Raw genomic sequence first — 12,146 nt, 5'->3', positions numbered from 1 at the left:
CTATTCAGCTGAAAAAAGAGCGCCTGCGCCCTTTTTTCATCGCCCCACTCTCGCTCAGAGCGCCTCCAGCGCATCCGCCAGCTTCTTGACCGGCACCACTTCCATCCCCTCGATAGGGTGCTTGGGGGCATTGGCAAAGGGCACTATGGCGCGGCGAAAACCGTGTTTGACCGCCTCTTGCAGCCGCTCCTGACCCGAGGGTACCGGACGAATTTCCCCAGAGAGCCCCACCTCGCCGAACACCACCAGATCCTTGGGGAGAGCCTGATCGCGAAAACTCGACACCATGGCCAGTAGCAGGGCCAGATCCGCACTGGTCTCCTCGACCTTGACGCCGCCCACCACGTTGATGAAGACGTCCTGATCCGCCATCTGCAAACCGCCATGACGGTGCAACACCGCCAGCAGCATGGCGAGACGGTTGTGATCCATGCCCACGGCCACCCGGCGCGGGTTGGAGAGCTGGGAGTAATCCACCAGCGCCTGCAGCTCCACCAGCAGCGGCCTTGTGCCCTCCCAGATCACCATGACGATAGAGCCAGGTGCCTGCTCCTCACCCCGACTCAGGAAGATGGCGGAAGGGTTGCTCACCTCCTTCATCCCCTGCCCCGTCATGGCGAATACCCCAAGTTCATTGACGGCACCGAAGCGGTTCTTGTGGGAGCGCAGGGTGCGAAAACGCGAGTCGTGGCCACCATCGAGCATGATGGAGCAGTCGATGCAGTGTTCGAGCACCTTGGGACCCGCCAGGGTGCCATCTTTGGTGACATGACCCACCATGAAGATGGCCACGTGATTCTGCTTGGCGTAGCGGGTCAGCAACGCCGCAGATTCCCGCACCTGGGAGACCGAACCCGGCGCGGATTGCACGTCCGCCACATGCATCACCTGGATGGAGTCGATGACCATCAACTGGGGCTGCTCCTGCTGGGCGATGAGGCAGATCTGCTCGACGCTGGTCTCCGACAACATGCGCAGCTTGTCGGTGGGCAACCCCAGGCGACTGGCCCGCATCGCGACCTGCTGCAGGGACTCTTCCCCGGTCACATAGAGGGTCTTCATCCGCTCGGCCAGCCCGCACATGACTTGCAGCAGCAGGGTCGACTTGCCCGCTCCGGGGCTGCCGCCGATCAATACCGCCGATCCCGGCACCACGCCGCTCCCCAACACCCGATCCAGCTCCTTGAAACCTGTACTGAAACGGGGGATCTCGGTGGTGGCGATCTCGGCCAGGGTCTGTACCTTGCTGCCGATGGCACCGGCATAGCCGCCGTAGCGAGCCCCTGCGCCCGGGGTCGCGGTGCCAAGACGCACCTCTGTGATGGTGTTCCACTCCTTGCACTCGCCGCACTGGCCCTGCCAGCGGCTGAAAGCGGCGCCACACTCGGAGCAGACGTAAGCTGTTTTATTTTTGGCCATGGATAACTCGGGGACAGGATGAATGCCTGCTTGATATACTCGGTTCAGCCCGACAGATCAAACCCGGAACCGGAAAATTGACTTTCCGTAGCAGGAACACATGGACCTAGCCGAACAACAACCGCTCATAGATCAACTCATTACCCTGCAGCGGGAAGCCGATTTTGAAGAGATCTTCTTGCGTCTCACCGCCGAACAGAGCAGCAATACCCGCTTTCTCCTGAAGATGGAACTCAACCGACGCGGCGCCGACAGTCGCCGGGTGCTCGACATGCGCCCCGACTGGCCGCAGGCCTGCCGGGTATTCGAGTTTGCCGGGGTTACCCACTTCATGCCCGATGAGGCCATCGCCCAGTTCCAGTCCCACTGCTATCTCTACCGGGATCGCTACACCCTGGGGGTCTATGAGGCGATGCAGGCGTGGCAGCGCAGGGCCCACAACCGGAGCCTGCCCCCGAGCCAGCATCAGCCGGGTCAGCTGCGCCAACTCGATGTCAACCTCATCACCTTCGCCAGCTACGTCGGACGCAGCCAGGACAGGATGCACTTCAGCTCCCCCCTGGAACTGGCGTTGGTCAGCGGTGAGCGAGTCAATGCCAAGAGCTCGGATCTCTCCATCGGCGGCATCCGGGTCTCGGTGCCCTATCTGCCGCGCTTCGAATCTGGGGACAAGGTCCAGGTGTTTTTCCATGGCCTGGACAAGGAGTCCCCCCACCCCAGCCTCGCCAAAGGGGTGGGTTATCGCATCCTGGGTCAGGAGAGCCGTGATGACAGATATTGGCTGCGGCTGATCCGCGAGGGGGATAATGCGCGCTTCGATGAGTACCTGGCTCGCTTCATTGAGAGCAACAAGGGCCGTTATAGAGTCAGCGTGGATCACCTGCTGTCGGCGGCCATCATCAAGGGCTACGAGCAGTTCTTCCTGCCCCGGATGAGCGGCTTGCCGCTCTTCTTCAGCAAACAGAGTCTCGGTGAGGCGCCACGGCTCGAGGTGGTGCTCAAGAGCGAGAACAACCTGCACCTGCTCGAATATTGGCGCGACGAGAAGAATCAAGGGACCCTGGCGGGCCTGTTTCCCCCCCGTCGTCTGAACGCTCTGCTGCCCAGTGGCGATGAGTGCCGCGAGACCCTGATCTACAGCTTCACCCACGCGGTGCGCAGCCACCTCTATTTCTTCTCCGCCACCGCCGAGGAACTGGCAGAAAGCGGGCTGCGCGACCTCTTCTTTCAAGTGGCGGCCAAGAGACCCAGCTTCCGGGTTTACAAATTCTCCCTCGACCCCTGCACCCTGACCGAGGCCGACATTAGTAGCCTGCCGACCCAGGAGATCCCCCTGAGCCAGGACAAGCTGCTGCGCACCCGGTTAGAGCGGCTCGGCTATGTTGGGCTATTACAGGAGATCCCGAGCGAACCGGTGCGGGATGAATACCTGGCTCAACCTCAGCATCAACACAATGCCAATGCCTTGCAGCGCTTCGGCCACGAGCCAAACCCGGCCCTCTTCGAGGTGGAGACCCTGCACTATGTCCAGCTCAGGCGCGAGGCTCGCTACCTGCACAAGACTGCGGTCGCCCTGCGCCTGGACGAGCAAGCCTGTGTCGGCTGGACCCGCGATATCTCGGCCCACGGCATGCAAGTCGAGCTGGAGAGCCCCTTCCCCGGCAGCAAGGGTGATCTGGTCACTGTCTCCCTGCCCAGGCTGCAACCCCTCACCAAGAACCTGGATCTGCAGACCCTGCGCTATCGGCTGGTCAACCTCAATCAGAGCCGTACTGTGCTGCACCTCTGCATCGAGGGGGAACCCGAGCGCCACAGTGGTCGCCAGTTTTTCAGCCTGCTGATCGAGAGCAACCGCACCAAGCTGAAAACCGCACAGGGGCTGCGTCGGTATCGTGGCCTGGCCCGGGCCCTGCGCAACATTTACAGTCACCACGTGTTCAGCAACCCCATCTATATCAACAAGGGCAAAAACAGCATCAAACCCGCGACCCTGGCGCTGGCCCCTCGGCCCCGCTCCCTGGCTCGCCTGCTGCAAGCCTGCGCAGAGGCCCCCGAGCAGGGCAATCTCTACCCCCTGCTCCAGGGCGATCTGCTGCGCCAGCTGATGCTGGATCCCCTGCGCGCCATGGCGCGGGAAGATTTGCCCAGGGAGGTCGAGATCTATATCAGCTGGCAGCGGCTGGCCAATGGCGCCCCCCAGTTCCACAGTGTGGCGGCCAGCACCCTGGTCGACATTGGGGCCAAGCGGGACTTTATTCGCCATGCCAGGCTCAAGGGAGAGTTCTACTCGGTGCAGATGGGGCTGTCGCGCACCGGCCGACCGGACACCAACTTCATCGCCAGCGAACTGGACTACATCGCCAAGTTCGCCATTCATAAAGCCAAGCGGCTGGAGGACGAGCTGTGGAGCGTGGTCGGGGTCGGCGAGCTGACCGATACCACCCAGGCTACCCTGCTGCGCCTGGGGCTGGAACCCGCCAAGCCCTGAGGGAGCCGGGGCAGGTGGCCCGCTTTCGATGATGAGATAACAAGACGCGGATCAGCTGGCTGATCCGCGTCTTGTCAGGTGGCCCCTGGGATCTCTTCTGTCAATTCACGTGCGCCACTTAGCTGGCCGCCGGGTGACTCAGCCAGCGGAGGATCTCGGGGAAGTGATCGTCGATGGCCTGGGGCGCCGTCAACATGTTGATGTGGTCGTAATCGAGCCGATTTCCCCTGTCCCGGCCAAGGCGGGTATGACGGGGCCGGGCTAGGACGCCCAGTTCAGCGCCGAAACGATGCACATCTTCGGGATGACCCAGCACCCGATCCGCCTTGGCCGAGATGAGCCAGAGCGGCGGCCAAGGGACCCGCTCGGCGGCCTCATCATAGGCAAAGCCATCATAAGGATCCTGCCAGGGGCCGCACTTGACCCAGGGGATCGTCTCCTCCAGGTAGCGCAGCGGCTCATCGTCGGCACCTATCTTCAAGCGCCGTGCAGCCAGAAAACCACGACGGCGCGCCAGCCAGGGCGCGAGCCGGTTCCAGAAAAGATCCACCTTCAACCAGCGTTCGGGGTTCTGCACCGAGACCCCGCGCTTGCTGCCAAAGAACAGCAGGCTGGCTATCCCCGCGGCCAAGTCGGGAAACCGTACCAGGGTCGAGGCCATCAAGACCCCCCCCCAGGAGTGCGCCACCCAGTGCACCTTGTGACCGGGGTGACGGGCCGCTATCCAGGCCTGCAGGGTGGGCAGATCCTCGGTGATCAGTTCATGCTGACCATGATCCTGCACCTTGGCGATACTGGGTTCACTCTGGCCACGGCCTCGCAAATCGGCCACATAGACCTGATAACCGTGCCGGGCCAGGAAGCAAGCCAGCCCCTTGCCCGATTCGGTATAGAAGATGCGACCATTCTCGATGGCCCCATGGACCATGAGCACAGGCTCGGCCTGGCTAACCAGCGTGGGGCCTATCTGGCGCAGGTGAAGTCTGTGCGCCCCACATGCGACGTAATGAGAGTCTTGCAGCAGTTCCATCATGACATCCTCCCTGGTGTGGACTCAGCCATCCCAACGTGTCGTGGCGCAGGCGCGAGCCCCAAGCAGGCAGATGACCCCCTCCAGGTCGTGATGATCCAGGCTGGCGCTCGCCTTGGCACGCACCAGAGGCTTGGCGTGGATGGCAATGCCGAGTCCGGCGACCGCCATCATGTTGAGATCGTTGGCGCCATCTCCCACCGCCACCGTCTGGGCCGTGGCGATACCGCGTTCGGTGGCGAGCTGACTGAGCACCCGGGCCTTGGCCTGCGCATCCACAATGGCCCCGGCTACCTGACCGGTCAGATGACCATTCGCGACCTCCAGCTCGTTGGCGAAAATCGCGTCCAGACCCAGAGCCCCTTGCAACTCGCCGGCGAAGCGGGTAAAGCCGCCCGATGCGATGGCCAGGGTCCAACCCGCCTGCTTGAGGGTATCGACCATCAGTTTGAGCCCCGGCATCCAGGGCATGTTCACGGCGACCTCATCCAGTATGCTGACCGGGGCACCAGCCAGCAGCGCCACCCGGCTGCGCAGGCTGTCGGCAAACTCCAGCTTGCCCTGCATGGCGGCGGCGGTCACCGCAGCCACCTGCTCCCCCACCCCGGCCAGGCGGGCAATCTCGTCGATGCACTCCATCTGTATGGCGGTGGAGTCCATGTCCATCACCAGCAGGCCCGGTTCGCTCAAGGTCGGCAAGGCTTCCAGATGACAGATGTCTATGGTCCAGGCTTCCTGCCGGATGACGTCGGCCAGGGCGGTGGAGAAGCTGTCGGTACCGATCAGCAACAAGGGCACACCGGCAATACGGGTCACAGGATAGAGGCAGGCAGGCACTCCCTCCAGGGCCAGCAGGGGCGCCAGTTGCTGCAGGTGGCGGGCGCCAAGATCATGGCCGAACAGTACCAGCCAGCCCCCCGTCAAGGGATGGCGAGTGCCAACCAGGCTATCGAGACGCAGCTCCCACAGGGGAAAAGAGGCAAGCTGGGCTGCCCAATCGGTGGGGGCTTGAGGTAAGTGGGACAACAACATGAGCAAAAAACCTTCCTTGGATGTCGGGGAGATAAGCAGTGCGGGCCAGAGTAGCGTATTGCTTTTTATACAGGCAAGCGCCAAGATCCCGCCAGCACCCGCAATCAGGAGAGCCCCTTGCGTCATATGCCAGTCAAACGTCTGCTGAGTCTCGGCGCCGGTATCGCCCTCGGCGCCTGGGTCCTGGCACTGCTGATCCACATGCAAAGTGCCAGCCAGGCTGCCCTGCATGATGAGGCCCGCACCCGGGCCCAGGCTCTGGTCAGCTATGCCAGCCGCGACATGCGCCGCTGGCTGAAGGAGGACAACGAGAACGAACTGGAGCGCCTCGCCGAGGAGCTGGCGCAATCTCCCGAGATCCTCGATGTCACCCTCTATGATGCTCGTGGCGTGCCACTGGCCCAATCGGACCAAGCCCTGCCTATCGACAGCCTGCTCCCCATAGGCACGGATAACGCGACGCAACCCAAGCAGGGCAAGGGGCGCTTGCCCTATGTCGAGGAGATCCTCGACGGTGACAAGACCCTCGGCTACCTGAGGATCACCCTGGAAGAGCAGCAGATGCTGGCCAAACAAGACAACCAGCTCAAGGTCAATCAGGAGAAACAGCGGCTGATGCTGCTGGTGATGCTGCTGGCGGGATTGCTCATCTCCTACGGGGTGCGCCGCAACTACATGCGGGTCCGCAAGCACAAGAAGAGATCGGTGCAGAGCCAGGCCTCCACCGACAACGCCCCGCCACCCGGCATCGAATAAGGCGCCGTTCGCGAAACCCGTTGAGCTTGTTATTACCCCCGGCTGTTCGAGCAGCTGAGCGAGCAGAGTATCGCGTCGCTTGGTTCCGCCGTCGTCGCTGACACGCTCGTTGACGACATGGCGATCCACCATCACTTCATGCCGCAGTGCCTTGACCAGCCTGTCCAGCCATTTGCGCCGCATCGGCGTCCAACTGTGCTGCGCCTAGATCATCTCCATCCCAAAGTGCATTGATTGAATCTCGATCACCCCCGAAACTTCTCAGATGTGTCCATCTGATTTTGGTCAGGTTAAGGTGTTCAGGCGTAGCTTGAGACAGGAGCATACGAATTTTTCACGCCTTTCCAGCCGGTGTTGGGTGTGATCTCGATTCGTGGTTTATGTTTTCGGTATGAAACGCCCGCATTGAATGCATTGAGATACAACATGTGTGGAAATCATCAGGCAAGAGGCGCATCAGCCACTCCAGCAGAAGGAAGCAAGGTCATGAAGCAACCCCTATTTCGCCGTAGCGCGTTGGCGGCCCTGATCGCCCTCAGCACGGTATTGGCTGCCTGCAAGGAGGAGCCTCCCCCCGTCACGCAAAATGTCCAGCCCAGCGTGGCCTCCAGCGCAGCCAGCACAGTCAGCGCTGCGATCGCACCGCAAGCGCAGCCTCAACCTATTAACACGCAAGCATCGAAATATACCCCGGAGGCGCTCGAGACCCTGCTTGCCCCCGTAGCGCTTTACCCGGATGCGGTATTGGCTCAGGTGCTGGCCAGCGCCACCAATCCACAAGAGGTGCTCGATGCCGGCAACTGGCTGGTCGCCCACCCCGATCTCAAGGGGAAAGAGCTGACCGCCGCCATTGCGCCGCTGGGCTTTACGCCGCCCACCATGTCGCTGATGCACTTCCCAACCGTCATGGACATGATGTGCTTGAAGATGGAGTGGACGACTGAGCTGGGCAGTGCCTTCCTGGCCGATGAGCCGGGCGTGCTGGCAGCCGTTCAGCGCCTGCGCCAACAGGCGCTGGAGGTGGGCAACCTGAAAGACTCAGAACAGATGAAAGTGGCCAAGGATGAACAGAACAATCAGCAGATCGTCACCATTGCGCCTGCCAACCCTGACGTCGTTTACGTCCCGCAATACGACCCAACCGCCGTCTATAGCGCGCCAGCTGCCGGGCCGACCTCAGCACCGGTGACCACAGCAACCACCACAACGACCGTGCCTGCGACAACGACCACGACAGTGGTGGACGACAACGATGATGAATACGACCGCGGTGATATGGTCTTGACGGGCTTGCTCGCCTTTGGTGCGGGCATGTTGGTCAACGAGGTCTTCAACGACGATGATGAGGGCGATTATTATTACCCGCGGTGGGGATCTGATTATCCCGGCGGTTACGCTCCCTATCGCTATCACCCCAACTATGGCAATGGATTCCGTCCCGCCAGCGGGTACAACCGTCCGGTCAACTATCAGCGGGGCTCTAACAACAATATTTATATCAACACCAAGGGGGACGATTACTTCAACAAGTTTGAGCGCGGCCCCAATAACTACCTGCGCCAAGCCGACAGCCCCATCACGGCGGCACGTCCCCAGCGTGCTGAGCTGGCTACCTTGAAGCCACGCTCGCTGAATAACGCGGCAGGGAGCCGACGAGATGCCACACCGAAAGGGAGCTATGCGGGGGCCAATCGCCAACCTAAAAGCGAATACGCCGGCGCACCACGCGTAGTCAATGAAGTGAACAGGGAGGCGCGCGTAACCGCGCCCAAGGGAACTTATGCGGGAGCCAACCGCCAGCTCAACAGCGAAACTGCCAAGGCGACACGCGACGCTAGACAGGTGAGCAGGGAGGCGAATGTGGTCCAGCGCACGCCGCGCCAGGGCAGCTATGCAGGAGACAAGGTCAAGCGGCAGCAAATCACGCCACAGACCGCAGGAGCCCGTGATCGCGGCTATGTCCAGCCACGCGCCACTCACCACAAGAGCACGGCGCAGACGGCAACACGCAGAGCACCTGCGGCCTCCACCTCAAGGAGTGCCTTCCAAGGGGTGCATAATACGGGCAGAACCGAGCGCGCCGCCAGCCAGCGGGGGCGCGAAAGTGTGGCTAGGAGCGCGCATGCCGGGCGCAACACTCAACCCAGACGGAGTACGCGATAATGAAGCGTTTGTTGAAATGGAGTTGGGCCCCCTCATGGGGGTTGGCCCTGCTGACCCTGGTCTGCGCCAGCGATGCAAGCGCCATGGCACCGCGCACCTTCGCCACCCCGGATGAGGCGGTGCAGGCCCTGATCACGGCCCTGGAGCGGAACGATGTCACCGCACTGACGCTGTTGCTCGGCGAAAATAGTGAGGAGGCCATCACCTCGGGGGATGAGGTGGCCGATGCCAATGATCGCACCGCCTTCGTCGCGAGCTTCAAGAGCAAGCACCAACTGGTGGCCGAAGGTAAGGATAAAATGCTGCTGGTCGTGGGGGAGTCGGAATGGCCACTGCCCATCCCCCTCGTGGCCGCAGATGGCAAGTGGTATCTCGATGGCGCAGCAGGTGCCAAAGAGATCGCCTATCGCCGCATCGGTCGGAATGAGTTGGGGGCGATTGCGGTGTGCCGTGGCTTTATCGACGCGCAGATAGAGTACGCCGCCATGGGGCATGATGGCCAGACAGCGGGGATCTTTGCGGCAAAACTACGCAGTGATGCAGGGCAACAAAATGGACTCTATTGGCCTGTGGCCGAGGGGGAACCAGCAAGCCCGGCCGGAGAGGAGGTCGTCAGTGCCGCGGCAGAGGGCTATAAGGCCGTGGTCGGTCAACGCACTCCCTATCATGGCTACTACTACCGTATCTTGTATGCCCAAGGAGCCGCAGCCAATGGGGGCAGCAAAGAGTACTTTGTCGAAGGGCAATTAAGAGACGGTGTCGCCCTGATCGCCTGGCCGGCCGACTATGCCAACAGCGGGGTGATGAGCTTCATGGTGAATCACGAGGGGCGGGTTTATCAAAAGGATCTGGGGGCAGACACGGCAACGGCCGCTGAGGCGATCCAGCTGTTCGATCCCGATAAGAGCTGGTCGCTGGTGGTGAGCCAAGAGGGTGATTAGGGCGCTTTATCTACTATCGGATCTTGGCAAATAGCATGGGCCCAGAGCGACGTGATTGAGAGCACAGGAGATGATGCGGGGCCTTTTGGCCCCGCGTTGCGCTCTGGCGTTTAGGCCAGCCAGTCTCGTCATCGGCCAACAGACATGGCATTGCTGTTGTCGATCAGCGGCTCGATATCATAAAAAAACGGCGACCCTGAGGTCGCCGTTTTGCATGGAGCCGAAGCCGCGGGATCAGTCGCCCAGCAGCACGGAGTCCAGCGCGATTTCGATCATGTCGTTGAAGGTCAGTTGACGCTCTTCGGAGGTAGTTTGCTCACCGGTACGGATGTGATCGGAGACGGTACAGATGGTCAGTGCCTTGGCACCGTACTCTGCGGCCACGCCGTAGATACCAGCGGCTTCCATCTCGACACCCAGGATGCCGTATTTTTCCATGACGTCGAACATGGAAGGATCCGGGGTGTAGAACAGATCGGCGGAGAAGATGTTACCCACGCGCACCGGTACGCCCTTGTTCTTGGCGGCTTGCACGGCATTGGCTACCAGGTCGAAGTCGGCGATGGCGGCAAAGTCGTGATCCTTGAAGCGCAGACGGTTGACCTTGGAATCGGTGCAAGCACCCATGCCGATCACCACGTCACGCAGTTTCACGTCTTCACGCACGGCGCCACAGGAACCGACACGGATAATGGTCTTCACGCCATAGTCCTTGATGAGCTCGGTGGCGTAAATGGAGCAGGACGGGATACCCATGCCGTGACCCATGACGGAGATGCGACGGCCCTTGTAGGTGCCGGTGAAGCCGAGCATGCTGCGCACGTCACATACCTGCTCGACGTTCTCCAGGAAGGTTTCGGCGATGTACTTGGCGCGCAGGGGATCCCCTGGCATCAGTACTGTGTCAGCAAAGGCGCCATCTTTCGCATTGATATGAGGAGTTGCCATTCTCTTGATTCCTTCACACTAGGTTGAGTTTTATTGTCTTTATTGGTTGCCCGCCACCGAGGCGGCGGGCGCGTAAATTACAGGAAGCAGATACCCTGCTGCACCCTGGGCAGGCCATGCAGGATCAGCCCCACGGCCCGGCCCAGGGGCGGCATCACAAGAAGCTGGTGCCGTATTGCAGCTTGGGCAGACCGTGGTAGGCCGCGATGCTCTGACCGATGTCGGCGAAGGTCTCGCGACGGCCGACGGAACCGGCCTTGACCGGCTTGCCGTAGAACAGCACCGGAATGTATTCACGGGTGTGATCGGTACCGCCCCAGGTAGGGTCGCAGCCATGGTCGGCGGTCAGCACCACCACATCGCCATCTTGCAGTATCTCGAACAACTCCGGCAGACGGGCGTCGAAATACTCCAGCGCATCGGCGTAGCCCTTGACGTCACGGCGGTGGCCGTAGGAGGAGTCGAAATCGACGAAGTTGGTGAAGACTATGGTGTTGTCACCGGCGGCCTTCACCTCTTCCAGGGTTCTGTCCCACAGCTCGGCCAGACCGGTGCCTTTCACTTGCTTGGTGATGCCCTGGTTGGCATAGATGTCGGCTATCTTGCCGATGGAGACCACCTGGCCACCCGCCTCTTTCATGTAGTCCAGCACCGTCGGCGCCGGCGGCAGTACCGAGTAGTCGTGACGGTTGCCGGTACGCTTGAAGTTGCCCTTGCCGCTGCCCACGAACGGACGGGCGATGACCCGGCCTATGTTGTAGGGCTCCAGCAGCTCGCGCACTATGTGGCACAGCTCGTAGAGCTTCTCTAGGCCATAGGTCTCTTCGTGACAGGCGATCTGGAACACGGAGTCGGCAGAGGTGTAGAGGATCGGCTTGCCGGTCCGCATATGCTCCTCACCCAAGTCATCAAGCACCTGGGTGCCGGAGGCGTGGCAGTTGCCCAGATAACCGGACAGGCCCGCCTTCTCGACGATGGCGTCCAGCAGCTCCTGGGGGAAGCTGTTGTGGTGATCCTTGAAGTAGCCCCACTCGAACAATACGGGCACGCCGGCGATCTCCCAGTGGCCGGACGGGGTGTCCTTGCCGGAGGAGAGTTCCTGAGCGAAGCCGTAGGCACCGACCACCTCGATATCCTTCTTCAAGCCCGCCGGGAAGTAGCCGGAAGCTTGCTCACCGGCATGGCCCAGACCCAGCTTGTTGAGGTTGGGCAGGTTGAGGGCGCCACGGCCTTCTATCTCACCGGCGGCGCAGGCCTTGGCGATATGGCCAAGGGTGTTGGCGCCGATATCTCCGAATTTGTCGGCATCGGCGGCGGCACCAATACCGAAAGAGTCCATCATCAGAATAAAGGTACGTTTCATGGGTGT

The 12,146-nt window shown here is 61.5% G+C and carries 9 protein-coding genes; 4 read left to right on the top strand and 5 right to left on the bottom strand.

From position 1 onward, the window contains the following. Positions 1–54: 54 nt before the first annotated feature. Positions 55–1,419: a DNA repair protein RadA gene (radA, locus tag KYK33_RS03405; protein ID WP_042041609.1), complete on the bottom strand. Its 1,365-nt coding sequence runs from the start codon at positions 1,417–1,419 to the stop codon at positions 55–57. A gap of 100 nt (positions 1,420–1,519) precedes the next feature. On the opposite strand from radA, the gene KYK33_RS03400 reads away from it, so the two are divergent. Then, on the top strand, positions 1,520–3,907 hold the full coding sequence (locus KYK33_RS03400; protein ID WP_224432029.1) for a PilZ domain-containing protein: 2,388 nt from the start codon (positions 1,520–1,522) through the stop codon (positions 3,905–3,907). A 118-nt stretch (positions 3,908–4,025) separates the two neighbouring features. Here the strand turns inward: KYK33_RS03400 and KYK33_RS03395 are convergent, their stop codons facing one another. After that, a complete protein-coding gene (locus KYK33_RS03395) occupies positions 4,026–4,937 on the bottom strand; it encodes an alpha/beta fold hydrolase (RefSeq protein ID WP_224432937.1) in 912 nt (303 codons plus the stop codon). 24 nt (positions 4,938–4,961) lie between these two features. Further along, positions 4,962–5,969: a phosphoserine phosphatase SerB gene (gene serB / locus KYK33_RS03390; RefSeq protein WP_224432028.1), complete on the bottom strand. Its 1,008-nt coding sequence runs from the start codon at positions 5,967–5,969 to the stop codon at positions 4,962–4,964. 117 nt (positions 5,970–6,086) lie between these two features. On the opposite strand from serB, the gene KYK33_RS03385 reads away from it, so the two are divergent. From KYK33_RS03385 to KYK33_RS03375, 3 genes are all read left to right on the top strand, one after another. Then, on the top strand, positions 6,087–6,725 hold the full coding sequence (locus KYK33_RS03385; protein WP_224432027.1) for an AhpA/YtjB family protein: 639 nt from the start codon (positions 6,087–6,089) through the stop codon (positions 6,723–6,725). Between the two features lie 486 nt (positions 6,726–7,211). Next, complete coding sequence (locus tag KYK33_RS03380) at positions 7,212–8,888, top strand: DUF3300 domain-containing protein (protein ID WP_224432026.1); 1,677 nt, start codon at positions 7,212–7,214, stop codon at positions 8,886–8,888. Continuing rightward, entirely contained in the window at positions 8,888–9,829 is a 942-nt protein-coding gene (locus tag KYK33_RS03375) for a DUF2950 domain-containing protein (RefSeq protein WP_224432025.1), read from the top strand. The genes KYK33_RS03380 and KYK33_RS03375 overlap by 1 nt, the downstream gene beginning before the upstream one ends. A gap of 234 nt (positions 9,830–10,063) precedes the next feature. Here the strand turns inward: KYK33_RS03375 and deoD are convergent, their stop codons facing one another. Beyond that, positions 10,064–10,777 (bottom strand): purine-nucleoside phosphorylase, encoded by a 714-nt coding sequence (deoD, locus tag KYK33_RS03370; protein ID WP_042041615.1) that lies wholly within the window; start codon positions 10,775–10,777, stop codon positions 10,064–10,066. 154 nt (positions 10,778–10,931) lie between these two features. Next, positions 10,932–12,140, bottom strand: coding sequence for a phosphopentomutase (locus KYK33_RS03365; protein ID WP_224432024.1), 1,209 nt, complete (start codon positions 12,138–12,140; stop codon positions 10,932–10,934). Positions 12,141–12,146: the final 6 nt, after the last annotated feature.

The sequence above is a fragment of the Aeromonas rivuli genome, assembly GCF_020149575.1.
Lineage (GTDB): Bacteria > Pseudomonadota > Gammaproteobacteria > Enterobacterales > Aeromonadaceae > Aeromonas > Aeromonas rivuli.
This window is presented reverse-complemented; position numbering and strand designations above follow the sequence as displayed.

Coding starts and splice junctions, on each gene's coding strand:
- radA (WP_042041609.1), bottom strand. CDS start 1,419: ATGGCCAAAAATAAAACAGCTTACGTCTGCTCCGAGTGTGGCGCCGCT.
- KYK33_RS03400 (WP_224432029.1), top strand. CDS start 1,520: ATGGACCTAGCCGAACAACAACCGCTCATAGATCAACTCATTACCCTG.
- KYK33_RS03395 (WP_224432937.1), bottom strand. CDS start 4,937: ATGGAACTGCTGCAAGACTCTCATTACGTCGCATGTGGGGCGCACAGA.
- serB (WP_224432028.1), bottom strand. CDS start 5,969: ATGTTGTTGTCCCACTTACCTCAAGCCCCCACCGATTGGGCAGCCCAG.
- KYK33_RS03380 (WP_224432026.1), top strand. CDS start 7,212: ATGAAGCAACCCCTATTTCGCCGTAGCGCGTTGGCGGCCCTGATCGCC.
- KYK33_RS03375 (WP_224432025.1), top strand. CDS start 8,888: ATGAAGCGTTTGTTGAAATGGAGTTGGGCCCCCTCATGGGGGTTGGCC.
- deoD (WP_042041615.1), bottom strand. CDS start 10,777: ATGGCAACTCCTCATATCAATGCGAAAGATGGCGCCTTTGCTGACACA.
- KYK33_RS03365 (WP_224432024.1), bottom strand. CDS start 12,140: ATGAAACGTACCTTTATTCTGATGATGGACTCTTTCGGTATTGGTGCC.